The 22632-nt window shown below is 65.7% G+C and carries 23 protein-coding genes; 12 read left to right on the top strand and 11 right to left on the bottom strand.

All coding sequences use genetic code 11. From position 1 onward, the window contains the following. Nucleotides 1-20 precede the first annotated feature (20 nt). Both rsmI and DVB37_RS26540 read left to right on the top strand, forming a co-directional pair. The gene (gene rsmI / locus DVB37_RS26545) at nucleotides 21-956 is read left to right on the top strand and encodes a 16S rRNA (cytidine(1402)-2'-O)-methyltransferase (RefSeq protein ID WP_046803071.1); all 936 of its coding nucleotides are present in this window, start codon (nucleotides 21-23) and stop codon (nucleotides 954-956) included. A 4-nt stretch (nucleotides 957-960) separates the two neighbouring features. Next, nucleotides 961-1545, top strand: coding sequence for a methylated-DNA--[protein]-cysteine S-methyltransferase (locus DVB37_RS26540; RefSeq protein ID WP_120157214.1), 585 nt, complete (start codon nucleotides 961-963; stop codon nucleotides 1543-1545). A gap of 19 nt (nucleotides 1546-1564) precedes the next feature. Here the strand turns inward: DVB37_RS26540 and DVB37_RS26535 are convergent, their stop codons facing one another. Then, on the bottom strand, nucleotides 1565-2527 hold the full coding sequence (locus DVB37_RS26535) for a septal ring lytic transglycosylase RlpA family protein (RefSeq protein ID WP_046803073.1): 963 nt from the start codon (nucleotides 2525-2527) through the stop codon (nucleotides 1565-1567). Further along, complete coding sequence (rapZ, locus tag DVB37_RS26530; RefSeq protein WP_046803145.1) at nucleotides 2524-3396, bottom strand: RNase adapter RapZ; 873 nt, start codon at nucleotides 3394-3396, stop codon at nucleotides 2524-2526. Before rapZ ends, DVB37_RS26535 begins: the two co-directional genes overlap by 4 nt. A gap of 187 nt (nucleotides 3397-3583) precedes the next feature. Here rapZ and DVB37_RS26525 point away from each other — a divergent pair, with 187 nt between their 5' ends. Continuing rightward, entirely contained in the window at nucleotides 3584-4357 is a 774-nt protein-coding gene (locus DVB37_RS26525; protein ID WP_120157213.1) for a c-type cytochrome, read from the top strand. A gap of 13 nt (nucleotides 4358-4370) precedes the next feature. Then, the gene (locus DVB37_RS26520) at nucleotides 4371-5654 is read left to right on the top strand and encodes a cytochrome c (protein ID WP_120157212.1); all 1284 of its coding nucleotides are present in this window, start codon (nucleotides 4371-4373) and stop codon (nucleotides 5652-5654) included. A gap of 17 nt (nucleotides 5655-5671) precedes the next feature. Here the strand turns inward: DVB37_RS26520 and DVB37_RS26515 are convergent, their stop codons facing one another. The 9 genes from DVB37_RS26515 to DVB37_RS26475 all read right to left on the bottom strand — a co-directional run bounded on the left by DVB37_RS26515 (nucleotide 5672) and on the right by DVB37_RS26475 (nucleotide 13118). Beyond that, on the bottom strand, nucleotides 5672-7105 hold the full coding sequence (locus DVB37_RS26515; protein ID WP_120157211.1) for a PLP-dependent aminotransferase family protein: 1434 nt from the start codon (nucleotides 7103-7105) through the stop codon (nucleotides 5672-5674). 22 nt (nucleotides 7106-7127) lie between these two features. Then, nucleotides 7128-8054 carry an HPr(Ser) kinase/phosphatase gene (gene hprK, locus DVB37_RS26510; RefSeq protein ID WP_006216298.1) on the bottom strand — a complete coding sequence of 309 codons (927 nt, stop codon included), beginning with the start codon at nucleotides 8052-8054 and terminating at the stop codon, nucleotides 7128-7130. Between the two features lie 19 nt (nucleotides 8055-8073). Beyond that, entirely contained in the window at nucleotides 8074-8529 is a 456-nt protein-coding gene (locus DVB37_RS26505) for a PTS sugar transporter subunit IIA (protein ID WP_046803077.1), read from the bottom strand. Nucleotides 8530-8850: 321 nt separating this feature from the next. After that, the gene (hpf, locus tag DVB37_RS26500; protein ID WP_006216296.1) at nucleotides 8851-9189 is read right to left on the bottom strand and encodes a ribosome hibernation-promoting factor, HPF/YfiA family; all 339 of its coding nucleotides are present in this window, start codon (nucleotides 9187-9189) and stop codon (nucleotides 8851-8853) included. 222 nt (nucleotides 9190-9411) lie between these two features. Continuing rightward, the gene (lptB, locus tag DVB37_RS26495; RefSeq protein ID WP_046803078.1) at nucleotides 9412-10206 is read right to left on the bottom strand and encodes an LPS export ABC transporter ATP-binding protein; all 795 of its coding nucleotides are present in this window, start codon (nucleotides 10204-10206) and stop codon (nucleotides 9412-9414) included. 33 nt (nucleotides 10207-10239) lie between these two features. Further along, nucleotides 10240-10857, bottom strand: a complete 618-nt coding sequence (gene lptA / locus DVB37_RS26490; RefSeq protein WP_046803079.1) for a lipopolysaccharide transport periplasmic protein LptA — start codon at nucleotides 10855-10857, stop codon at nucleotides 10240-10242. Continuing rightward, nucleotides 10854-11486, bottom strand: coding sequence for an LPS export ABC transporter periplasmic protein LptC (gene lptC, locus DVB37_RS26485; RefSeq protein WP_046803080.1), 633 nt, complete (start codon nucleotides 11484-11486; stop codon nucleotides 10854-10856). Before lptC ends, lptA begins: the two co-directional genes overlap by 4 nt. Nucleotides 11487-11523: 37 nt before the next feature. Further along, on the bottom strand, nucleotides 11524-12132 hold the full coding sequence (locus tag DVB37_RS26480) for an HAD hydrolase family protein (protein ID WP_082134343.1): 609 nt from the start codon (nucleotides 12130-12132) through the stop codon (nucleotides 11524-11526). Then, a complete protein-coding gene (locus tag DVB37_RS26475; protein WP_120157210.1) occupies nucleotides 12129-13118 on the bottom strand; it encodes an SIS domain-containing protein in 990 nt (329 codons plus the stop codon). Before DVB37_RS26475 ends, DVB37_RS26480 begins: the two co-directional genes overlap by 4 nt. Nucleotides 13119-13223: 105 nt before the next feature. Between DVB37_RS26475 and purT the strand changes: the two genes are divergently transcribed. The 8 genes from purT to DVB37_RS26435 all read left to right on the top strand — a co-directional run bounded on the left by purT (nucleotide 13224) and on the right by DVB37_RS26435 (nucleotide 22626). Beyond that, nucleotides 13224-14441, top strand: coding sequence for a formate-dependent phosphoribosylglycinamide formyltransferase (purT, locus tag DVB37_RS26470; RefSeq protein WP_120157209.1), 1218 nt, complete (start codon nucleotides 13224-13226; stop codon nucleotides 14439-14441). Nucleotides 14442-14856: 415 nt separating this feature from the next. After that, entirely contained in the window at nucleotides 14857-15402 is a 546-nt protein-coding gene (locus DVB37_RS26465) for a GbsR/MarR family transcriptional regulator (RefSeq protein ID WP_104142636.1), read from the top strand. 128 nt (nucleotides 15403-15530) lie between these two features. Next, a complete protein-coding gene (locus DVB37_RS26460) occupies nucleotides 15531-17105 on the top strand; it encodes a cytochrome ubiquinol oxidase subunit I (protein ID WP_046803085.1) in 1575 nt (524 codons plus the stop codon). Nucleotides 17106-17119: 14 nt separating this feature from the next. Beyond that, the gene (gene cydB, locus DVB37_RS26455) at nucleotides 17120-18274 is read left to right on the top strand and encodes a cytochrome d ubiquinol oxidase subunit II (RefSeq protein ID WP_104142637.1); all 1155 of its coding nucleotides are present in this window, start codon (nucleotides 17120-17122) and stop codon (nucleotides 18272-18274) included. A 13-nt stretch (nucleotides 18275-18287) separates the two neighbouring features. Beyond that, on the top strand, nucleotides 18288-18413 hold the full coding sequence (cydX, locus tag DVB37_RS26450; RefSeq protein ID WP_046803087.1) for a cytochrome bd-I oxidase subunit CydX: 126 nt from the start codon (nucleotides 18288-18290) through the stop codon (nucleotides 18411-18413). 77 nt (nucleotides 18414-18490) lie between these two features. Then, the gene (gene cydD, locus DVB37_RS26445; RefSeq protein ID WP_371683150.1) at nucleotides 18491-20326 is read left to right on the top strand and encodes a thiol reductant ABC exporter subunit CydD; all 1836 of its coding nucleotides are present in this window, start codon (nucleotides 18491-18493) and stop codon (nucleotides 20324-20326) included. Further along, on the top strand, nucleotides 20323-22020 hold the full coding sequence (cydC, locus tag DVB37_RS26440; protein ID WP_120157207.1) for a thiol reductant ABC exporter subunit CydC: 1698 nt from the start codon (nucleotides 20323-20325) through the stop codon (nucleotides 22018-22020). The genes cydD and cydC overlap by 4 nt, the downstream gene beginning before the upstream one ends. 54 nt (nucleotides 22021-22074) lie before the next feature. Further along, nucleotides 22075-22626 (top strand): adenine phosphoribosyltransferase, encoded by a 552-nt coding sequence (locus DVB37_RS26435; RefSeq protein ID WP_046803090.1) that lies wholly within the window; start codon nucleotides 22075-22077, stop codon nucleotides 22624-22626. Nucleotides 22627-22632: the final 6 nt, after the last annotated feature.

The following is a 22632-nucleotide window of genomic DNA, read 5'->3' as shown; positions in this document are numbered from 1 at the left end:
TTCCGTGTCAGTAGGCTGCAATGAATCAAAATGTCTCACCCCCGCCCGCCGGCGACGCCTGGAGCCGCGTGGCGGATCGCGTTGCCGGGCAGCATTGGCCCGCTTCGACGCTGTACGTCGTGGCCACGCCAATCGGCAACCTGGGCGACTTGGGGCTGCGGGCCTGGCACGCCCTGCAACGCGCCGACGTGATCGCCGCTGAAGACACGCGCGCCAGCCGCACCCTGCTGGACGCCTGGGGCGTCAATACGCCGCTGATGGCCGCGCACCGCCACAACGAGGCCGCCGCCGCCCAAGCCATCTGCGAACGCCTGGCCCAAGGTCAGCGCGTGGCGTTGGTGTCGGATGCGGGCGCGCCCGCGGTCAGCGACCCCGGCGCCCGTGTTGTGCGCGCCGTGCGCGAAGCCGGCTTCGCCGTGATGCCGGTGCCCGGCCCCAGCGCGGTGATCGCCGCGCTGATGGGCAGCGGCGTCACCACCGATGAAAACCCCGCCTACGCCTTCGCGGGCTTCCCGCCGCCCAAGGCCGTGGCTCGCCAGCGATGGCTACGGTCATGGTGCGCCTTGCCCGCGCCCGTGGTGATGTTCGAATCGCCGCATCGGCTGGCCGCCACGCTGGCGGATCTGCTGGAAGTCTGCGGGCCCGACCGCCAACTGACGGTGGCGCGCGAACTGACCAAGCGCTTTGAAGAAATCGCCACGCTGACGATGGGTGAAGCCGCCGCCTGGCTGGCCGCCGACGCGCATCGCGAGCAAGGCGAATTCGTCTTGATCGCCCATGCCGAGGTGGCGCAGGAAATTGACGAGGACGCCGACCCGCGCACCGACGTGCTGCTGGACGCGCTGCTGGAATCGATGTCCGTGCGCGATGCTGCCAGGGTCGCCGCCAAGGTCACGGGCCAGGCGCGCGACGTGTTGTACAACCGGGCGCTGTCGCGCAAGAAGTCGGCGGAGTAAAGCCATGGCGTATTCAACCCTTGTGTCGAACAAGCCGGCCGACCCGCTGGAGCCGCTTGCGTACCGCGACATCGAGACCCCGCTGGGCGAATTGCGCCTGGTCGCCAGCCCCAAGGGCCTGCGTGGCGCCTGGTTTACCGACCAGGAATTGCTGCCGTCTTCTGAAGGCTGGACGCACGCCGATGCTGACCCGATTCTGGAGCAGGCGCGGCGCGAGCTGGACGAATGGTTCGCGGGCAAGCGCCGCGGCTTCGACGTGGCGCTGGACCCCATCGGCACCACGTTTCAGCACAAGGTCTGGCACGCGCTATGCGCGCTGGAATTCGGCAAGCTTGCCAGCTATGGCGATCTTGCCCGGACCGTGGGGCGGCCCAAGGGGGCGCAGGCGGTGGGCGGCGCGGTGGGGCGCAACCCCATCATCATCATCATCCCGTGCCACCGGGTGATTGGCGCCGATACCTCATTGACGGGGTTTGGTGGCGGCCTGCCGCGCAAGCAGGCGCTGCTGGCGCACGAAGGCAACCGCTACGTCAGCCGCACCGCGCGGGCTCGGCGGATTTGCGACGGGCAGGCAGAGCTGCCCTGGTAGGGCGGCCGGGCTTACGGGTCTACTGCGTAGCGATACTGGGCAGGATGCCGATGCGGTCCGACACCAGCGGCACCGCGTTCAAGGCGCTTTGGCGGTCGGGGTAGGGGCCGATCCGCACGCGATACAGGTTGTTTGATTGCTCGACCTGCGCGGGCGGGGCGCCCGCCGAACTCAGCTGCGAATTGATGCGGGCCACCAGCGACTGCGCATTGCCGGGCTGGCTGAATGCGCCCACTTGCAGATACACGCTGCCAATGCCGGCGGCCGGCGCTTGGCGTACCGGGGCTGATCCGGCCGCCGGGCCGGGGATCGGTTCGGCCGTCAGCGCGACCGGTACCGCGGACACGGGCGCCTGAATCGGCAGCGAGCCGGTGGCCGAAGCCGGTTCCGGCGGGGGTGCGGCAGGCGTGCCTTGCGAGGCCAGGCGGCGGATCTCTTCTTGCGGAATGCTCTCGACTACGACCTGACCGCTACCCGGCCCGATGATGCCCAGCTTATAGGCCGCCACGTACGACAGATCCATGATGCGGTCGCTGTGGAACGGCCCCCGGTCATTCACGCGCACGACGATCGTCTTGCCGTTGACCAGGCTGGTGACGCGCGCATAACTGGGAATCGGCAGCGTCGTGTGCGCGGCCGTCATGGCGTACATGTCGTAGGACTCACCGATGGACGTGGAATTGCCATGGAATTTCTTGCCGTACCACGACGCAATGCCGCGCTGCTTGTACGGTTGGCCGCTGGTGTCGGGCACGTAGCGCTGGCCAAACACCACGTAGGGCCGGTTCGCGCCGCTGGCATAGGGTTCGATGCGCGGCACCGCATCCGGCACCTGGTCCAGGTTTGCCGGCGGATTGGCGTCCGGCCCGTCGTCCTTGTAGTACCCGCCGCCCTTTTTGCGCCCCCCGGTAGAAGAGCAGCCGGCCACGGCAATGGCCAGCAGCAACATCAGGATCAGGTGGAGCGGGCGGGGCAGGGTCATGCGGATTCGGTGGGCAGTTGGTTTCGGTGGCGCACCAGCAAGGGATCGTGGTCGGCAAAGCGCAGCGCCAGCTGTTCGACCACATAGACCGAACGGTGCTGGCCGCCCGTGCAGCCGATCGCCACGGTCAGGTAGTTGCGAGTGTCTTGGGTGTAGAGCGGCAACCAGCGGTTCAAGAAGCCGGCGATGTCGTCGATCATCTGCCCCACCTGTTCGTACCCGGCCAGCCAGGTGGCGACGGGTTCGTCGCGGCCGGTCAAGGGGCGCAGGTTGCGGTCGTAGTGGGGGTTGGGCAGGCAGCGCACGTCAAACACCAGGTCGGCATCACCGGGCACGCCGCGTTTGTAGGCGAAGGATTCGAACGTCAGTACCAGCGGCGCGCGGTCGGCCTGGATCAGGTCGCGGATCCAGGCACGCAATTGGCCGGGCGTCAGGTCCGAGGTATCGATGACGTGTTCTTGTTCCCGCAACGGCGCCAGCAGTTCGCGTTCAAGCGCGATACAGTCAGTGAGCGATGGCGGCGTGCCGCCGCGTTGCAGGCGGTCGGTCAGCGGATGGCGGCGGCGCGATTCGGAATAGCGCTGCACCAGTGTCGAGGTGTTGGCGTCCAGGAAAACCACGCGCAGGCTGGTGCCCATGGCGCGCAGCGCGGTCACCACATCGGGCAGTTCAGCCAGTTCGCCGGGCGAGCGCACGTCGATGGCCACGGCCACGCGTTCCAGGCCTTCGTCGCGCGCATTGGCGATGAACTCCGTCAGGAATCGCACGGGCAGGTTGTCGACGCAGGTGTAGCTGGCGTCTTCCAGCATGCGAAGCGCAACGGATTTGCCTGAACCTGAGATGCCGGTGACAAGGACGACTTTCAACATGGACATGATTGTGGCACGCTTTTTCCGAGACGATGCGGGCGGGATGGCATCTGATATGGCTGCAATTCGGGAATCTGGTTCTGTACCCTTTCTTGCCCCGTCGCGTAAGCTTGCGGGTCGGATACTGGTTCGATTCACTTACGACACCCCCGCCGTCATGCTTTCGGGGGATAGGAATTCGACGTAGATGTTAGCCCTCATTTCCATTCGTAGTGTTTCACTGCCGCGGTTCAGGGCGATTTTCCGCGTGCTCGCGGCTGCCGCTGTTGTCTTTACGACAAGCGTTGCAGAGGCCCAGCCGGCAGCGCCCGATGGCCTGCGCCCCGACACTCTGCGCCCCGACACCATGGCGGCACGCGTTGCGGCCTGTACGGCCTGCCACGGCGCGCAGGGCCGCGCCGGCACCGACGGCTATTACCCCCGCCTGGCCGGCAAGCCTCAAGACTACCTCTATCATCAGCTGCTGAACTTTCGCGATGAGCGCCGCCAGTACCGGCCCATGTCGCATCTGCTGGTCGGCCTGCCCGACGACTACCTGCGCGAGATGGCCCAGTATTTTTCGCAGCAGCATGTGCCGTATCCGCCGCCCACCCGCGCGGACGTCTCCAGCGCCACGCTGGAAGCGGGCCGCGTGCTGGCCTTGCAGGGCGACGCGGCGCGCGGCTTGCCCGCCTGTACGTCCTGTCATGGCGCCGCGCTGGGCGGCTTGATGCCCGCCATTCCCGGCTTGCTCGGCCTGCCGCGCGACTACATCGGTTCGCAGATCGGCAGCTGGAAGAACGGGCTGCGTCGCGCGGCGGCGCCTGATTGCATGGCCGACATCGCCCAAAAGCTTACCCCTACCGACATCGGCGCCCTGGCGGCGTGGCTGTCGTCGCAACCCGTGATCGAGCCCTATGTGCCCGACGCCGCGGGCTCGCTGACCTTGCCCGCGCAATGCGGCAGCCAGGCGCAACGCTGACACGGGGGCCACCATGAAACTGTTCAAGAAAACTCTGACCTTCGTCCTCGTTGCGCTGATCGTTGCGGTGGGCGGCCTGTATTGGCTGGGCACGCGCGAGGACACCAGCACGGGTCCAGCCGCCACCACGACCGACGCGGCCACGCTGATCGACCGCGGGCGCTACCTGGCGCAAGTGGGCAACTGCATGGCCTGCCACACCAGCCGGGGCGGCAAGGCGCTGGCGGGCGGCACGCCCATACCGACGCCGTTCGGCACCGTCTACGGGCCCAACATCACGCCCGACGACAAGACGGGCATCGGCTCGTGGACGGCCGACGATTTCTGGCAGGCGCTGCATAACGGAAAGTCCAAGGACGGCACCTTGCTGTATCCCGCGTTTCCGTACACGGAATACACCCGCGTCAGCCGCGCGGACGCCGATGCCTTGTACGCCTACTTGCGTAGCGTGCCGCCGGTCGAGCAAGCGAATCGGCCGGCCGACATGGCGTTTCCGTACGACCAGCGCGAGCTATTGGCGGCTTGGCGCGCGTTGTACTTCAAGCCCGGCGTGCAAGAGGCCGACGCGGGCCAGTCGGTGCAATGGAATCGCGGCCGCTACCTGGTTGAAGGGCTGGGGCACTGCGCGGCCTGCCATACCCCCCGCAATCGTCTGGGCGCCACCAAGACGTCCGAGGCGCTGACGGGCGGCGTGATCCCGGTGTTGGATTGGTACGCGCCGCCGCTCACCAACGACATGCAGACCGGCATGGGCCGCTGGACGGCGGACGATATCGCCGCGTTGCTCAAGACCGGTATTTCGGCGCATTCCAGCGCCAGCGGCCCGATGGCCGAAGTGGTGTTGGGCAGCACGCAGCACCTGACGGATGACGATGCGCTGGCTATCGGCGTATACATCAAGTCCTTGCCGGCCACGCCGGCCTCTACGCCGCGTCAGCAATCGGCGGCGGCGCCGGCGGCCATGGAACTGGGCAGCAAGATCTACAGCCAGCAATGCGCGCAGTGTCACCAGCCGCAAGGGCAGGGCAGCGGTACGGCCTGGCCGGCGTTGGCGGGCAACCCGACCGTGACGGCGCCTGTGCCCACCAACGTGATCCGCATGGTGCTCGATGGCGGGTACGCACCCGCCACGGCAGCCAATCCCCGGCCGCACGGCATGCCGCCGTTCGGCCAGATCCTGAACGACAGTGATATCGCCATGCTGGTGTCCTACATCCGCAATAGCTGGGGCAATGAAGCGGGCAGCGTGACCGCGCTGGACGTCAAGCGCGCGCGTGCGGCGTCAACGCTGAACTGATGCCGATTGCCGCGGGTCTATCGCTTCGCGCTGGCCCGCGCGCAAGCCTGGCGGGCCAGTTCGCCCAGCACGCGGATGGCGTCTTCGTGCGCGGCGTCCCAGGGATGCCCGTAATTCAAGCGCAGGGCGCTGGCGAACTGGCTGCTGGCTGAAAAAATCGGGCCGGGCGCCACGCTGATGCCGCGCGCCAGCGCATCGCGATGCAGGGCCAGCGCGTCCACCGCCGCCGGCAGTTCCACCCACAAAAAGAAGCCGCCTTGCGGACGCGTCACGCGCGTGCCCGCGGGAAATTCTTGTGCGATCGCGTCGGCCATACGGTCTTGCTGCGTCTGCAACGTTTGCCGCAACCGGCGCAGATGGCGATCGTATCCGCCTTGCTCAAGATACTCGGCGATAGCGCCTTGCGCGGGGCCCGACGCGGACAGCGTCGACGACAGTTTCAGCCGCTGCACCTGTCGCGAGTAGCGGCCCGCCGACGCCCAACCAATGCGGTATCCGGGCGCCAGGCATTTGGAAAACGACGAGCAATGCAGCACCAGCCCCTCGGTGTCGTAGGCCTTGGCCGGCACGGGCCGCGCGGCGCCGTAATAGAGTTCGCCGTAGACATCGTCTTCGATCAACGGAATGCCGTGGCGCGCCAGCATTTCCACCAACTGACGCTTCTTGTCGTCGGGCATCAGGCTGCCCAGCGGGTTCTGGAATTGCGTCATCAGCCAGCAGGCGCTGGGCGCGTGCCGCTTGATGGCGGCCTCCATGGCGGCCAGGTCCACGCCCGTGCGCGGATGCGTCGGCACTTCCAACGCTTTCAGGCCCTGGCGCTCCAGGGCTTGCAAGGCGCCGTAGAACGTTGGGGCTTCGACCATCACCGTGTCGCCCACTTGCGTGACGGCTTGCAGGCAAAGGTTCAACGCTTCCAGCGCGCCGTTGGTAACGACGATGTCGCTGGCCGGCACGTTCATGCCGCCAATCAGATAGCGCAAGGCGATCTGCCGCCGCAGGCCGGGATTGCCGGGGCTGAGATCTTCGACAGTATCCAGCGGGTCCTGGCGTTTCAGGTGCGCGGCCATGGCCTGCGCCAAGCGGGGCAGCGGAAACAGCAGGGGCGACGGAAAGGCAGACCCCAGCGGCGTCACGTCGCGATTGCGCACGGAACCGAGGATGTCGAAGATGCGCTCGCTGATGGCCAGTTCAGTCGACTCGCCGTCCGGGTTCGATGTGCCGGGTTCAGGGGGCCGGGATTCGGCGGGGGCGTGCACGTAGTAGCCCGAGCGTGGCTGCGCGCGGATCAGGCCGCGCGCTTCAAGCAGGTAGTACGCCTGGAATACCGTGGACGGGCTGACCCCGCGCGCCGCGCACGCTTCACGCACCGAGGGCAGCTTGTCGCCCGCGCGCATGACGCCGTCTCGGATCGATTTGGCGATCTCGTCGGCCAGGGTTTCGTACAGGCTCACGATGCCGCGAGACCGCGCGCGTTCATTTGCTGCTTTGCAGGATCGCCATGGCCTGGCGTTCCATGAATTCGCCCAGCGTATCGATGCCGCGTAACTTCAGTATGGTGTTGCGCACGGCGGCTTCGACCAGCACCGCCAGATTGCGGCCGGCGGCCACTTGCAGCATCACCTTGCGCACGGGCAGGCCCAGCATGTCTTGCGTGATGTCTTGCAGCGGCAGGCGTTCGAACTTGTCTTGCGCGGTGGCGCGCACCAGATGCACGATCAACTTCAGGCGCATTTTGCGGCGTACCGAGGTCTCGCCGAAGATGGTGCGGATATCCAGCAGGCCCAGGCCGCGCACTTCCAGCAGGTTTTGCAGCAGCTGGGGGCAGTGGCCTTCGATCATGTTGGGCGCCGTGCGCGAGAACTCCACCGCGTCGTCGGCCACCAGACCGTGGCCGCGTGAAATCAATTCCAGCGCCAGCTCGCTTTTGCCCAGGCCCGACTCGCCGGTAATCAACACACCCAGGCCCAGCACATCAAGAAACACGCCGTGCACGGTGGTGGTGGGGGCCAGCTTCTTGCCCAGGTAGATGCGCAGCAGGTCGATCAGCTGCGCGGCAGCGACCGGCGTGGACAACAGCGGCACCTGATGCTGGTCGCACTGGTCCACCAGGTCTTGCGGCGGCGTAAGGCCGTCTGCCAGCAAGATGGCCGGCACGCCGCCAATCAGCAGCTCGTCCATGTGGTGCATGCGGCGCCGCAGGTCGAAGCGCGTGTAATACGCCAGTTCTTCCTGGCCGAACACCTGGATGCGCGACGGGTGGATCAGGTTCAGGTGGCCGACAAGATCGGCGGCCGCCATGCCGTCATCGGGAATGGCGCGGTCAGCGGCGCCTTGGCCCGAAATCCAGTTAAAGGGGATTTTGTCGGCGTTGTCGTCGACGAGTTCCTGCACCGTGAGCATGGCAGCGTTTCCGCGAGGATCAGAGTTGGCCGGTGGTCAGCATGCGGTGGACGATGGCCGCGTCGGGTTCGGTGGCCAGGGCCTCGCGCAATGCCTTGTTGGACATCAGCTGCGCCAATTCGGCCAGGATGTCCAAGTGCTGCTGCGTAGCCGTTTCCGGCACCAGCAGGCACAGCAGCATCGACACCGGTTGCCCGTCGGGCGCGTCGAACGAGATCGGCTGGCTCAAGCGGATGAACGCCGCCAACGCCTGCTCAAGCCCCTTCACGCGGCCATGCGGAACGGCCACGCCCTGCCCAAGGGCAGTGGAGCCTAAACGTTCCCGGGCAAACAGGCTGTCGAACACGAGCGCGCGTGCCAAGCCATGATTGTTTTCAAAGAGAAGGCCAGCTTGTTCGAACGCCCGTTTCTTGCTCGTTGCGAGCATATCGAGCACGACGTTGCCGGCGGGTAGGATGCGCGACAAATGATTCATCGGATCATTATATGGTTATATGACGCAGTGCAATAAATTGGCCTGGCGCCCCGCCCGGTGGACAGGCGGCGAACGGCGTGGCAAGAGCGACAGCATAGTCTGATCGCGGCGCGTTGTGGGCGTTCACACACAGCGTCCAGCCCGTGGACACGGCCAGGCATGGCAAAAACAGGGGGATTGGGGAATGCGGGAGAGGGGGTAGAGCGGGGAGTTTTGCCGATGCCCCGGCTGGACTGACGTCTAGCGGGACACCGGGACTTAGGCAGGATTTTTACAATCGCTGTTTAGCTTATCGCGCAGGGCGAGTGATCATGAAGCGCATTACTGCTGGGGTGGCGAGAGGCTCGCCGCTTGCCGCTTCACGGACTCCGCTGAGTGACTTCGTACCTTGTCCTTGTGCTTGATGACCTGACGGTCGACTTTGTCAGCAAGAAGGTCTATGGCTGCGTAGAGATTTTCATCGGTCGCTTCACAATGAATATCCTTACCGCTTAGACGCATGGTGATTTCGGCTCTGTGCCGCAGGGGCTCTACTGAGAGCATGACCTGGGTATCGATGACGTGATCGAAATGCCGCAGCACTCGCGCCAGTTTGTTCATGACATATTCCCGGATTGCCGGGGTGACGTCGAGGTGACGACCGCAGATGCTCAGGTTCATAGTGTGCTCTCCTTCTAAAAGAGAAAAATGGGTGCGCAAAATGCGCGGTGAGGTCGTTAGGCGTTCTCCTTGGATTGGTGGGTGCGTTTAGTACTAGTGTATAGACTCGGGCCGAGAAAACAAGCTGACCTAGCGCAAGAACATGGCATTTTTATGGCTGAACCCCTAGGGCGTATTTGCCTTCGCCCCAGAGGCGACTAGGGGTCTTCCCCAGGGTGCCCGTTACATGCGGAAGTGCTCGCCCAGGTACACGCGGCGCACGGCGGGATCGCCCACGATTTCGTCCGGGTGACCGTCGGTCAGCACCTTGCCTTCACTGATGATGTAGGCGCGATCGCAGATGCCCAGCGTTTCGCGCACGTTGTGGTCGGTGATCAGCACGCCGATGCCGCGGCCCTTCAGAAACCGCACGATGCGCTGGATCTCGATGACGGCAATGGGGTCCACGCCGGCAAAGGGCTCGTCCAACAGGATGAAGCGCGGGCTGGTGGCCAGCGCGCGTGCAATTTCCACGCGGCGGCGTTCGCCGCCCGACAGCGAAATGGCGGCATTGCTGCGAATGTGACCGATCTGCAGCTCTTCAAGCAGCGACTCCATCTGCTCGTTGATCTTGGCCGTGGACAGCGCCCGGCCATCGGGCCCCAGCTGCAATTCCAGCACGGCGCGGATGTTCTGCTCGACGGTCAGGCGGCGGAACACGGATGCGTCCTGCGGCAGGTACGACAGGCCCATGCGCGCGCGCTTGTGGATCGGCATCGCCGTGATCACGGCGCCGTCGATCTCGATGCGTCCGGCGTCCGCGGGCACCAGGCCCACGATCATGTAGAAGCTGGTGGTCTTGCCGGCGCCGTTCGGGCCCAGCAGGCCCACGACTTCGCCACTGACCACGGACAGGGACACATCCTGCACCACGGTCCGGCCGTTATAGGTCTTGCGCAAGCCGGTTGCGCGCAGGCTGCCCTGCTTGACCCCCGAGGGGGCGGAGGTCACGGGTGTGGGCACAGAAGGTTGGTTCATCGTGGCTGCGAGTGGTGTTGCATGGGGGACGCTTTAGCGTCCTTTCTTGGCGGCTTGCTGCTTGCGGCATTCGGCCACGGCGGCATCGGACTTGGCGCGAGGTTCGGCAACCGAACGCACGCGACCACCCGCAGCGGCGGAATTGGGACCGCCCTGCGCTTCATAGGTGCCGGTTTTTTCGTTGTAGCGTACCCGTTCGCCGCGAATCGTGTCGAACGGTTTGCCACAGACGTAACGGACCACAACGGCCTGGCCGATCAGGTCGAACGTGCTCTTGGTGCCGTCGTATTCCGCGCGCAGGCCCTTGCCTTCGATTAGCTCGAACGTCTCGGGGCGCTCTTGCCGGATGGTCACGACCTTGCCCTTGTTGGCGGTAGCCGTGCCGTACTGCCCGCCCTGTGCGTCTTCGTGCATTTCCAGCGTGTCGGAGGTCAGCGTCATCAGGCCGCGCGTCATGTTGACGTTGCCAGTGAAAACGCTTTGTTTCTTTACGTCGTCATAGTGCAACGTGTCCGACAGGATCAGGGTGCTGGGCTCTTCGGCCGGCTTGGCGGGCTCGGCCGCGTGGGCGGGCGCAAACACCGAGGCCGTCAGCAGGACGGCGCCAAGCAGGCGAGTCGTCGGGGCAAAGAGAGTCCGAAGGTCGGTCATGGTTTCTTTTGGTCAGTGTTGTTGGCGGGTATCTCGGTGCGGCGCTGTTGCTTGCCTTCGGAACCGGCAATTTCAACATCCGTCGACGCGGACACCTGCAATTGGCGCGTCTTGTTGTTGTAGTGCATGCCCTTGCCGTTCATGCGCGAGCGGCCCTTGAGCACTTCCGCCGGCAGGTCGGTATACACCACGTCTTCGTCGGGCAGGATGATCAACTGCTGGCTGCGTACATCCAGCACGTCGTTGTTGGCGTCGGGCTGGCGATGCACGTGCGCGTCGCCATTCATGACGATGCGCTTGCCGCCTTGTTCCATCACGGCGGTTTTCGAGACGCCTACCGTCACGGGGTTGGCTTCGCGTTGGCCCACCGCGCGGGGCGCGGTGATGTGATACGAATCGTCGTCGGGGAAATGCTCGGCGTATTCGCCTTCCAGCCGATTGATCGGACGGCCCGTCGGGTCCGTGCGCAGCATGACGAAATCGCGCGACCACGCGTCCATTTCGTGGGTGATGCGGCGCGGCGGGTCGACCTGGATCGCCCGCTGTGCGTAATCGGCGGCCCACCACGAGCTGGTGACCAGCACCAGCAGCAGGAACAGCGCAATCAGGGAAGGAAAACGTTCTTTCATCAGTGTCGCCGCCAGGGCGTGTCGAAGTTCGTGGCCGTCATTGGATGGCGCCGGGGCCCAGCAGGCCGGGCGCCGCCAGGAACGCGCCCAGGCGTCCTTGGGAGGCCAACAGCAGGTCGCAGCATTCGCGCACCGCGCCGCTGCCGCCGGCCTGCGTGGAGACCCAGTGGGCGGCCTGGCTGACATAGCCGGGCGCGTTGGGCACGCTGGCTGCGAAACCCGCGCGTTGCATGGCCGGCAGGTCGATGATGTCATCGCCCATGTAGCCGGTTTGATTCAGTTGGACACCCGAGCGCTGCGCAAGTTCTGCCAGTGCTGAACCCTTGTCGCGCACGCCCTGCATCACTTCCGAGATGCCCAGTTCGGCGGCGCGGCGGGCAACGATGGGGCCAGAGCGGCCCGTCATCAGCGCCACCGTCAGGCCACCTTCCATCAACAGGCGCAGGCCGTGGCCGTCCAGGGCGTGAAAGCGCTTTTGCAGTTCGCCGCCTTCACCGTAATAGAGGCTGCCGTCGGTCAGCACGCCGTCCACGTCGAACACCATCAGGCGCACGGCGGCGGCGCGGTCGCGCACGGTAGCGGGGATGCGGGCAAGAACCAGCGCTTCGGCCGGGTGAGTCACGGAAGCAGGAAGAGTCATAGTCATACCACTTTAGCGGCCATCAGATCATGCATGTGCAAGGCGCCCAGCAGCGCGCCGTCTGCGTCCAACACCAGCATCTGGCTGAGACGAAGCTCGTCCATCTGCTGCGCGGCCTCGACGGCCAATGCGTCGGGGGGGATGCTGCGTGGCGATCGGGTCATGCCCGCCTCCACGGTCAAGCTGCGGATATCGCCGTGCCGGGCAATCAGGCGGCGCAAGTCGCCGTCGGTGAAGATGCCCAGCGGGCGGTGTTGCGCGTCCGTCACGACGGTCATGCCCATGCCCTTGGCGGACATCACCTCAAGCGCTTGCGACACCGGCGTGCCGGCAAGCACGATGGGCAGGGCGTTGCCCTGGCGCATCACGTCGCGCACCAGCGTCAGCAGGCGGCGGCCCAGCGCGCCACCGGGGTGGGACCGCGCGAAATCCTGTGGACTGAAGCCGCGCGCTTCCAGGCAGGCAACCGCCAGGGCATCGCCCAGCGCCAGCGCCGCCGTGGTGCTGGCGGTGGGCGCCAGATTCAACGGGCAGGCTTCCTGCGCCACGCTGCCGTCCAGGTGCACGTCGGCCAACTGCGCCAGTTCGGATTGCGGGTTGCCGGTAATGGCCACCAGCTTGGCGCCCATGCGGCGCGCCACCGGCAGGATGGTCAGCAATTCCTGCCCGGCCCCTGAATAAGAGATGGCGATGACCACGTCGTCTTTCGTGATCATGCCCAGATCCCCGTGCACCGCTTCGGCGGCATGCACGAAGAAGGCGGGCGTGCCCGTCGAGGCGAAGGTCGCGGCGATCTTGCGGGCGATGTGCCCGGTCTTGCCGATGCCGGTGACCACGACGCGGCCCCGGCAGGCCAGCAGCAGCGCGACAACCTGCGCGAACGAATCGTCCAGCCGCGCGGACAGGTCCAGCAGGCCTTGGCTTTCGACTTGCAAGGTGCGGCGGGCGGATGCCAGCGCGGCATCGGACGAAGTGATGGGATGATCAGTCATGCGGGGATTTTAATATCAGTGGGCGGGTTTGCCCCCGCCAGGGCCGTATGGCATTCTGGCGGCTCTTTTCAACGGCTTTCAATTCTTCTTATCCAGGCCCGCTCCATGTCCAGCATTTCCAGCCCCGTCCTTGGCACGCCCCTGTCCCCCCTGGCCACCCGAGTCATGCTGCTCGGTTCGGGCGAATTGGGCAAAGAGGTCATCATTGCCCTGCAAAGGCTGGGCGTGGAAGTCATTGCGGTGGATCGGTACGCCGACGCGCCGGGCCATCAGGTGGCGCACCGTGCGCATGTGGTGTCCATGACCGACGCGGACGCCCTGAAAAAGATCATCCAGCAGGAACAGCCGCACGTTATTGTCCCCGAAATCGAGGCCATTGCCACCAGTTTGCTGGTCGAGCTGGAAGCGGCGGGCGTGGCCCGCGTGACGCCGACCGCGCGCGCCGCCCAGTTGACCATGAACCGCGAGGGCATCCGCCGCCTGGCGGCCGAGACGCTGGGCCTGCCCACTTCTCCCTACCGTTTTGTCGACACCGAAGAAGAATTGCGCGCCGCCATTGACGGCGGCATCGGGTACCCCTGCGTCATCAAGCCGGTGATGTCCTCGTCCGGCAAGGGCCAATCCGTCATCAAAAGCGCGGATGACGTCGCCCAGTCCTGGCGCTATGCCCAGGAAGGCGGCCGGGTAGGCGGGGGCCGGGCGATTGTTGAAGGGTTCATCCGCTTCGACTACGAAATCACCCTGCTGACGGTGCGCGCGCGCGGCGCCGACGGCCAGGTCGAAACCCGTTATTGCGAGCCGATCGGCCACAAGCAGGTTGACGGTGACTACGTTGAAAGCTGGCAGCCGCATCCCATGTCGCCCGCCGCGCTGGAACGCGCCCGAGAAATCGCGCTGGCCGTCACGTCGGATCTGGGCGGCCTGGGCATCTTCGGTGTCGAGCTGTTCGTGGCGGGGGACCAGGTCTGGTTCTCGGAAGTCAGCCCGCGTCCGCATGACACCGGCATGGTCACCCTGATTACCCAGACCCAGAACGAATTTGAATTGCACGCCCGCGCCTTGCTGGGCCTGCCGGTGGACACCAGCCTGCGCCAGCCCGGCGCCAGCAGCGTGATCTATGGCGGCGTGGACGCCGCCGCCGTGTCCTTTCACAACGTGGCTGAAGCGCTGGCCGAACCGGGCACCGACATCCGGCTGTTCGGCAAGCCGGAATCCTTCGTCAAGCGCCGCATGGGCGTGGGCCTGGCCGTGGCCGACGACGTGGCCGCCGCGCGCGCCAAGGCCAAGCGCGTTTCCGCCGCCGTGACCGTCAAGGCGGGCTAAAAGCTCGGGCATCCCATTTCCTCAGGCTTTCCCCACGCCTGGGCCTCTTGATGTGGCCCGGTGCCGGCTCTTGGGGAAGGCTCTCAGGACAGGCTCTCGGGGCAGGCTCTATTAGATAGCCTGAATAGCCGCAGGTTTTTCCATACCTTCACAGCCGCCGCGCCCTTCGGGCCGGTGGCTGTTGTCGTTGCCTGTCACCCGCAGCGGTGACCGTCGATTCCACCCGGTCGTTTCCCCTCCCTCGCCATTTCACCCGTCGTATTCCAGCCAAGAAGCGTCGCTTGCGTCTTTGCCCCTGCCGATATTGTGGTTTGCGTAATCGCACAGTTTGTTCGATAATTTCAGGAATGTCTGAAAGCGGTGTAACTGGATCTCTCCAGATCGCCGCGCTCTAGTCCTTCGGCGCAATAAAAACATGGTTCTTACCCCTCAAAACGAACGTTTCGTCTTGCACTTTGGCGAAATGGGCAGCCGTTGGGGTGTGAACCGCACGGTTGGCCAGATCTACGCGCTGCTGTTCCTGCACCCGGATCCCCTGAATGCCGACGAAATTGCCGAGACGCTGGGTTTTTCGCGCTCGAACGTCAGCCTGGGCCTGAAGGAGTTGCAATCGTGGCGCCTGGTCAAGCTGGTCCACCAAGTCGGTGACCGGCGCGATTACTTCGAAACGCCCAAAGACGTTTGGGAAATCTTCCGCATCCTGATGGAAGAAAAGCGCAAGCGCGAAATCAATCCCACGATGACCCTGCTGCGCGACACCCTCCTGGAGACCCCGTCGGGGCCCAACGACGCCTACGCGCAACAACGCATGACCGAAATGCTGGAACTCATCGAACTGTCGTCTGGATGGTTCGACGAGGTTCAACGCCTGCCCCCGGAGACCGTGCAGAAGCTCATGCGACTGGGTTCGCAAGTGCAGAAAGTGCTGGGCTTCGCCGGCAAATTGCGGGGCAAGGATTGAGCTGCCATGCGCCCCGATTTTTCAGGAAACTGCTATGAAGTTGTATCCATCGCCCGTAACATGGCGCCAGAGTCGGCCTGGGAACCACGCCGGTTGCCACGGTGTCTTGACTGCTTGGGAGCGCCCCAATGATTGATCTAGACGTCGTCAACCTGTCGCGATTCCAGTTTGCCGCGACCGCGCTTTACCATTTCCTGTTCGTCCCCCTCACGCTTGGCCTGTCGTTCATGCTGGCCATCATGGAAAGCGTGTACGTCATGACCGGTCGCCCCATCTGGAAACGGATGACGATGTTCTGGGGCACGCTGTTCGGCATCAACTTTGCCTTGGGCGTGGCCACCGGCGTGGTGATGGAGTTCCAGTTCGGCATGAACTGGTCCTACTACAGCCACTACGTGGGTGATATTTTCGGCGCGCCGCTTGCGCTGGAAGGGCTGATGGCCTTCTTCCTGGAAGCCACCTTCGTCGGCCTGTTCTTCTTCGGCTGGAACCGCATGTCCAAGGTCAGCCACCTGGTCGTGACCTGGCTGGTGGCGTTCGGCACCAACTTTTCGGCGCTGTGGATCCTGATCGCCAACGGCTGGATGCAGAATCCGGTGGGCGCCATCTTCAACCCCGACACCATGCGCATGGAGATGACCGACTTCGCCGCGGTGATCTTCAACCCGGTGGCGCAGGCCAAGTTCGTGCACACGGTCAGCGCCGGCTACGTCGCGGGCGCCATGTTCGTGATGTCGATCAGCGCCTGGTACCTGCTGAAGGGCCGTCATACCGACCTGGCCAAGCGCTCGATGGCCGTGGCCGCCAGCTTCGGCTTGGCGGGTGCGCTGTCGGTGGTGGTGCTGGGTGACGAAAGCGGCTACCTGACCACCGAGCACCAGAAGATGAAGATCGCGGCCATGGAATCCATGTGGCATACCGAGCCCGCGCCCGCGTCCTTCAACCTGATCGCGATACCCAACCAGGCCGAACGCAAGAACGACTTCGCCATCGAGATCCCGTACGTCATGGGCATCATCGGTACGCGTTCGCTGACCACGCCGCTGCTGGGTATCGACGACCTGATCCTGCGCGCCGAAAACCGCATCCGCGACGGCATGGTGGCGTATGAAGCCTTGCAGAAGATCCGCGCCAACCCCAAGGACACGGACGCGCGCATGGTCTTTGACAAGACCTGGCCGGACCTGGGCTACGCGCTGCTGGTCAAGCGCTATCAAGAAGACATGACCAAGGTGACCGAGGCCGACATCAAGCAGGCCGCGATCGACACCGTGCCAAACGTGGCGCCGTTGTTCTGGGCGTTCCGCATCATGGTCGCGGTGGGCATGTACCTGATCCTGTTCTTCGGCGTGGCGTTCTGGCTGGCCTCGCGCGGCCGCCTGGACAGTCGCCGTGGCTTGTTGAAGGTGGCGCTGTGGAGCTTGCCGCTGCCCTGGGTCGCCATTGAAAGCGGCTGGTTCGTGGCCGAGTATGGCCGCCAGCCCTGGGTGATTGAAGGCGTGCTGCCGACGTACTACGCGGCATCCGGCCTGACGATTGCCGACCTGGCCATCAGCCTTGCCATCTTCCTGGTGCTGTACACCGTCTTGCTGATCATCGGCGTGAAGGTCATGTTGCACGCCATCAAGGCGGGTCCGAAATCCGATGGGCCGGTGGCAAGCGACGCCGCCGCCGATCCTGTGCGCGCCGCCGTGCGCGCCTAAGCGGAGACAAGCACATGGATACCCTGATTCCTTTTGATTACGGCACCTTGCGTGTCATCTGGTGGGTGCTGCTGGGCGCCTTGCTGATCGGTTTTGCCGTCATGGACGGCTTTGACCTGGGCGTGGCCGCCTTGCTGCCCGTGGTGGCCAAGACGGACGCCGAACGCCGCATCGTCATCAACGTTGTCGGCCCGGTCTGGGAAGGCAACCAGGTGTGGTTGATCACGGCGGGCGGCGCCATCTTTGCCGCGTGGCCGTTGTTGTACGCAGCATCCTTTTCCGGCTTCTACCTGGCGATGATGCTGGTGCTGATCGCGCTGATCCTGCGCCCCGTGGGCTTCAAGTACCGCAGCAAGATGGAAGGCACGCGCTGGCGCAACAGCTGGGATGGCGTGCTGTGCTTTTCAGGCGTGGTGGCCTCGCTGGTGTTCGGTGTAGCGATGGGCAACATCATCCTGGGCGTGCCGTTCACCTTTGACCCCGTGACGTTGCGGCCGATCTACGAAGGGCACTTCTATCAGCTGTTCGCGCCGTTCGCCTTGCTGGCCGGCGTGCTCAGCGTGGTGATGCTGGCCATGCACGGCGCGGTGCTGCTGGCCTGGCGCACGGACGATCCCGTGTCCTCGCGCGCCCGCAATTGGGGGCGGCTGGCCGGCCTGCTGACCGCGGCGCTGTTCGTGGCGGGTGGTTTCTGGGTGGCCGGCGGCATAGGCGGCCACACCATCACCAGCGCGGTCAACATGGGCGGCCCGTCCGACCCCATGCTCAAGACCGTGGCGGTGCAGTCCGGTGCGTGGATGGCCAACTACGCGACGTGGCCGTTGATGTGGATTGCGCCCGCGCTGGGCGTGGGCGGCGCGCTGCTGGTGGTGCTGCTGTTGACGGCGCGCGCCAACATGCTGGCGTTCCTGGCATCGGCGTTGTCGATCACGGGCGTCATCCTGACGGTGGGTTTTGCGCTGTTCCCGTTCGTCATGCCGTCCTCGACCAAGCCGCAAGCCGGCCTGACCATCTGGGACGGTTCGTCCAGCCACCTGACGCTGTGGATCATGGTGATTGCCGTGGCTGTGTTCCTGCCGATCGTGACGCTGTACACCGCGTGGGTGTATCGCGTCATGCGCGGCAAGGTCACCCATGAATCCGTGGGCGGCACGCCCAATTCGTACTAAAAGGAGCCGCCTCATGTGGTATTTCTCATGGATACTCGGCCTGGGCCTGGCATGCGCTTTTGCCATCCTCAACGCCATGTGGTTCGAGCTGCGCGAAGGTCACTCGCACGACCCGCGCGTCAGCCGTAACGACGAGTGAGCGGCGGCGCCAGCAGCCTGGAGCATGACCCGTCGGCCAGTTTGCAGAAACCGCCGCGCGAACAATCGCGGTGGTTGATGACGCTGGCCAAGGCGGCCAGGCCCGGCTTGATGCTCGCCGGCGCCGCGCCGCTGGTCAGCGGCGCGTTGCTGGTGGTGCAGGCGTGGTTGCTCGCGCGTGTGCTGGACGCCGCAATCGTTCAGCACGCGCCGCGCCAGCAACTGCTGGCCAGCATCCTGGCCATCGCGGCGTTGATGCTGCTGCGCGCCACCATCACCTGGGCGGGCGAACGCGCCGGCGCCGATGCCGCGGAACGCATCAAGCGCCACGTGCGCCAGTCCCTGTTTTCGCGAATGGTAGCCAAGGGGCCTTACTGGACGCGTGGCAAGGCCTCGGGCGAATTGGCCAGCGCGGTCGTGGACCAGGTGGAAGCGCTGGACGGCTTCTTTGCCAAGTACCTGCCCGCCATGGCCGCCGCGGCGTTATTGCCCGTGGCGTTTTCGGTGGTGCTGCTGCCGGTGGACGTGGTGGCCGGCCTGGTGCTGCTGATCACGGCGCCGCTCATTCCCTTGTTCATGGCGCTGGTGGGGTGGGGCGCGCAAGGCGCCAGCCGCCGCCATCTGCGCGCCTTTGCCCGCTTGTCGGGCTTCTTCGCGGATCGCTTGCGCGGCTTGTCGACACTGAAACTGTATGGCCGCGCCGACGCCGAAGCCGCCTCGGTCGTGGCCGCCAGCGACGCGCTGCGCCAGCGCACGATGTCGGTGCTGCGCATCGCGTTCCTGTCGTCCGCCGTGCTGGAATTCTTCGCCGCGCTGGGCGTGGCGGGCGTGGCCGTGTACATCGGCTTGACGTACCTGGGCTTCCTGGATGTGCGCTGGTCGCCCCTGACGTTGCAGGCGGGCTTGTTCTGCCTGCTGATGGCGCCCGAAGTCTACGCACCGCTGCGCCAGTTCGCCGCGCATTATCACGACCGCGCCACCGCGCTGGCCGCCGTGACGCAGATCGCGGTGCTGTTCGACGGCTTGCCCCTGGACGATGCCGCCGAACCGGGGCGGACCCAAGGGCAACCGCAACCGCAACCGCAACCGCAGCTGCAACCGCAACGGCAACCGCAACGGCAACCGCAACCGCAGCTGCAACCGCAACGGCAACCGCAGCCGCAGCCGCAGCCGCAGCCGCAGCCGCAACCGCACTCGCCATCGCAACCGCCACTGCAAAGCCCCCCCTACGCCACCGCCCGATCGCACTTGTCGGCGGCGGCACTGTCGGTGTCCGCGCTGACCGTGCTGGCGCCGGGCCGCGCGCAACCGGTGCTGTCTGATGCCTCGCTAACGCTGGCGCCCGGCGAACACGCCGCGTTGATGGGTCCCAGCGGCATCGGCAAGTCGACGCTGATCGAGGCCATCGCCCGCCTGCGCCCCCACCAGGGCCATATCCTCGTCGACGGCCTGCCGCTTGAGGCATGGGACGAAGCCGCTTTGCGCGGGCGCGTGGCGTTGATCGGCCAGACGCCCCAGCTATTGGCCGGGTCCATCGCCGACAACATCCGCCTGGGCCGCCCAGCCGCGTCCGATGCCGACGTGCACGAAGCCGCGCGCCGCGCGTGCGTGCTGGCGTTTACCGATGCCCTGCCGCAAGGCCTGGATACGCTGCTGGGCAGCCGTGGCCATGGCTTGTCAGGCGGGCAGGCGCAGCGCGTGGCGCTGGCGCGCTTGTTCCTGCGCGACCCGGGGCTGATCCTGCTGGACGAGCCCACCGCGCATCTGGACGAAACGACGCAGGCGCGCGTGCTTGAGGAAATTCTGGAATTTGCCGTGGGCCGGACCTTGTTGCTGGCCACGCATTCGCCGGCCGTGGCCGCGCGCGTCGGCCGGGTGCTTCGGTTGGCCAACGGCAGCTTGGAAGACGCATGAAGAATCTGCTGTTGCTGCTGCCGCTATACGCGCGCCGAAAAAGCGGGCTTTTGCTCGCATTGTTCTGTGCGTTGGCTACCGTTGCTGCCGGCGTCGGCTTGCTGGGCGTGTCGGGCTGGTTCCTGACGGGCGCGGCCTTGGCGGGGGCGGGCGGTGTGTTCAACCTGTTTGCCCCGTCCGCGCTGGTGCGCGGCCTGTCGTTCCTGCGCATCGTGTCTCGCTACGCCGATCGCGTGGTCGGGCATTCCGCCACGCTGCGCCTGTTGGCCGACCTGCGCGCCATGGTGTTTGGCGCGTTGATCCGTTTGACCCCGAGACAACTCGCCCGCTATCGCAACGGCGATCTGGTCGCGCGCATGACGGGCGACGTCGACGCATTGGACACGGTATTCCTCTTTGTGCTGGCGCCCTTGGCGACGGCCGTGTTGGCGGGCGCCGTCTTGACCGCCGTTTTGGGAATGTGGGTGCCGGCAGCGGCGTTGACGTTTGCGCTGGCCTTGCTGACCGCCTGCATGCTGGTGCCGCTGTGGCTGCTGCGCGCCGCGAAAAAACCCGGCGCGGCCGCCCAGGAAAGCGCCGCCGGGCTGCGCGCGGCGACCTTGGACGCCGTGGAAGGTCACGCCGACATGGTCGCGCTGCACACGCAGGCGCAGACCGCCGAACATTTTCAGCACCTGTGCGAGGCCAGCGCGCGCGCTCGACGCAGCCAGGCGCGTGTCGCCGCACGCGGTCAGTGGTTCTTGCAGATCGCCGCGGGTGTGTCAGTGCTGGCATTGCTGTGGTTCGGCCTGGGCACCCACGAAGCCGGCGGTATCGACGGCCCCGTACTGGTCGGGCTACTGCTGGCGGTGATAGGCATTTTTGAGGTGGCCGGCCCCATCATGCGGGGCGCGTCGCGCATGGGCTCCGCCATGACTGCCGCCGCGCGCATCCGTGAAGTCACGCAGGCCCAACCCGACATGCAGGACCCCGCCCACCCGCGCGGCTTGCCCCAAAGCGGCGCGCTGGAGCTGGACGGGGTGACGTTTCGCTACCCGGCGCGGTCGGCGGACCCCAGTCCCACCGTGCTGGACGGCATCCAGTTGCATGTCGAACCGGGTGAACGCGTGGCCATTCTGGGCGCCAGCGGCGTGGGCAAGTCCACGCTGTTGCACCTGATCCTGCGGCTGGAAGATCCGCAAGCCGGGCAGGTGCGCTTTGGCGGCGTCGACGCCCGCGCGTGCACGCAACGTGATTGGCACCGCCGGATTGCCTTGTTGTCGCAAGATGCCCCCGTATTCCTGGGCACGCTGCGCACCAATCTGTTGATCGGCGACGCCGACGCCGATGACGCGGCGTTGTGGCGCGCGCTGGATGCCGCCCGCCTGGGCGACTTTGTGCGCGCGCTGCCGGAAGGGCTGGACAGCTGGGCTGGCGAAACGGGGTCGCAGTTGTCGGCCGGGCAGGCGCGCCGCCTGTGTCTGGCGCGCGCCTTGTTGTCGCCGGCGGCCCTTATCGTGCTGGACGAACCCACCGCCGGGCTGGACGCCGCCGCCCAGGCCAGCTTCTTCAACGACCTGGAACGCGCGGTGACCGGCCGGTCGGTGGTGCTGGTGACGCACGCCGCGCTACCCCCCGGCGCCGTGCACCGCAGCCTGCAATTGTGCAATGGTCAATTACATGACCTGTCATCGCAGCCGGCATTCCTGGCTTAAGCGCGGTGGCAGGGTTATAGTTCGCCTTGCTTCAATTCTTCAGGCCCGCCTTTCATGCAGACCGACAACGCCGAGACCATCCGGCGCACCATCCGCAGCGTTCCGGACTGGCCCCAACCTGGTGTCATCTTCCGCGACATCACGCCCGTCCTGCAGGACCCGCGGGCGTTCCGGGTTTTGATCGATCTGTTCGTCTACCGCTATATGCGCCAACGCCTTGACCTGGTGGCCGGCATCGACGCGCGCGGCTTCATCGTGGGCAGCGTGCTGGCCTACGAGCTGAACCTGGGCTTTGTGCCGGTGCGCAAAAAGGGCAAGCTGCCTTTCCGCACCGTGGCCGAGGAGTATTCGCTGGAATATGGCAATGCCGCCGTCGAGATGCACACGGACTCCGTGCGCACCGGCCAGCGCGTGCTGCTGGTCGACGACCTGATCGCCACGGGCGGCACCATGCTGGCGGCCATCAAGCTGTTGCAGCGACTGGGCGCCAACGTGGTCGAGGCCGCCGCGATTATCGACCTGCCCGATCTGGGCGGCTCGACCAAAGTGGCCGAAACCGGCACGCCGCTTTTCACCGTCTGTCAGTACGGCGCGGCCACGCCGTAACCGCCG

This window comes from Achromobacter sp. B7, assembly GCF_003600685.1.
Lineage (GTDB): Bacteria > Pseudomonadota > Gammaproteobacteria > Burkholderiales > Burkholderiaceae_B > Achromobacter > Achromobacter spanius_B.
Note: the sequence above shows the minus strand (reverse complement) of the source record. Positions and strands in the feature narration are given on the sequence as shown.

What these genes read in the sequence shown, in the direction of transcription:
- rsmI (WP_046803071.1), top strand. Translation starts at nt 21, where the DNA reads ATGAATCAAAATGTCTCACCCCCGCCCGCCGGCGACGCCTGGAGCCGC.
- DVB37_RS26540 (WP_120157214.1), top strand. Translation starts at nt 961, where the DNA reads ATGGCGTATTCAACCCTTGTGTCGAACAAGCCGGCCGACCCGCTGGAG.
- DVB37_RS26535 (WP_046803073.1), bottom strand. Translation starts at nt 2,527, where the DNA reads ATGACCCTGCCCCGCCCGCTCCACCTGATCCTGATGTTGCTGCTGGCC.
- rapZ (WP_046803145.1), bottom strand. Translation starts at nt 3,396, where the DNA reads ATGTTGAAAGTCGTCCTTGTCACCGGCATCTCAGGTTCAGGCAAATCC.
- DVB37_RS26525 (WP_120157213.1), top strand. Translation starts at nt 3,584, where the DNA reads ATGTTAGCCCTCATTTCCATTCGTAGTGTTTCACTGCCGCGGTTCAGG.
- DVB37_RS26520 (WP_120157212.1), top strand. Translation starts at nt 4,371, where the DNA reads ATGAAACTGTTCAAGAAAACTCTGACCTTCGTCCTCGTTGCGCTGATC.
- hprK (WP_006216298.1), bottom strand. Translation starts at nt 8,054, where the DNA reads ATGCTCACGGTGCAGGAACTCGTCGACGACAACGCCGACAAAATCCCC.
- DVB37_RS26505 (WP_046803077.1), bottom strand. Translation starts at nt 8,529, where the DNA reads ATGAATCATTTGTCGCGCATCCTACCCGCCGGCAACGTCGTGCTCGAT.
- hpf (WP_006216296.1), bottom strand. Translation starts at nt 9,189, where the DNA reads ATGAACCTGAGCATCTGCGGTCGTCACCTCGACGTCACCCCGGCAATC.
- lptB (WP_046803078.1), bottom strand. Translation starts at nt 10,206, where the DNA reads ATGAACCAACCTTCTGTGCCCACACCCGTGACCTCCGCCCCCTCGGGG.
- lptA (WP_046803079.1), bottom strand. Translation starts at nt 10,857, where the DNA reads ATGACCGACCTTCGGACTCTCTTTGCCCCGACGACTCGCCTGCTTGGC.
- lptC (WP_046803080.1), bottom strand. Translation starts at nt 11,486, where the DNA reads ATGAAAGAACGTTTTCCTTCCCTGATTGCGCTGTTCCTGCTGCTGGTG.
- DVB37_RS26480 (WP_082134343.1), bottom strand. Translation starts at nt 12,132, where the DNA reads ATGACTATGACTCTTCCTGCTTCCGTGACTCACCCGGCCGAAGCGCTG.
- DVB37_RS26475 (WP_120157210.1), bottom strand. Translation starts at nt 13,118, where the DNA reads ATGACTGATCATCCCATCACTTCGTCCGATGCCGCGCTGGCATCCGCC.
- purT (WP_120157209.1), top strand. Translation starts at nt 13,224, where the DNA reads ATGTCCAGCATTTCCAGCCCCGTCCTTGGCACGCCCCTGTCCCCCCTG.
- DVB37_RS26465 (WP_104142636.1), top strand. Translation starts at nt 14,857, where the DNA reads ATGGTTCTTACCCCTCAAAACGAACGTTTCGTCTTGCACTTTGGCGAA.
- DVB37_RS26460 (WP_046803085.1), top strand. Translation starts at nt 15,531, where the DNA reads ATGATTGATCTAGACGTCGTCAACCTGTCGCGATTCCAGTTTGCCGCG.
- cydB (WP_104142637.1), top strand. Translation starts at nt 17,120, where the DNA reads ATGGATACCCTGATTCCTTTTGATTACGGCACCTTGCGTGTCATCTGG.
- cydX (WP_046803087.1), top strand. Translation starts at nt 18,288, where the DNA reads ATGTGGTATTTCTCATGGATACTCGGCCTGGGCCTGGCATGCGCTTTT.
- cydD (WP_371683150.1), top strand. Translation starts at nt 18,491, where the DNA reads ATGACGCTGGCCAAGGCGGCCAGGCCCGGCTTGATGCTCGCCGGCGCC.
- cydC (WP_120157207.1), top strand. Translation starts at nt 20,323, where the DNA reads ATGAAGAATCTGCTGTTGCTGCTGCCGCTATACGCGCGCCGAAAAAGC.
- DVB37_RS26435 (WP_046803090.1), top strand. Translation starts at nt 22,075, where the DNA reads ATGCAGACCGACAACGCCGAGACCATCCGGCGCACCATCCGCAGCGTT.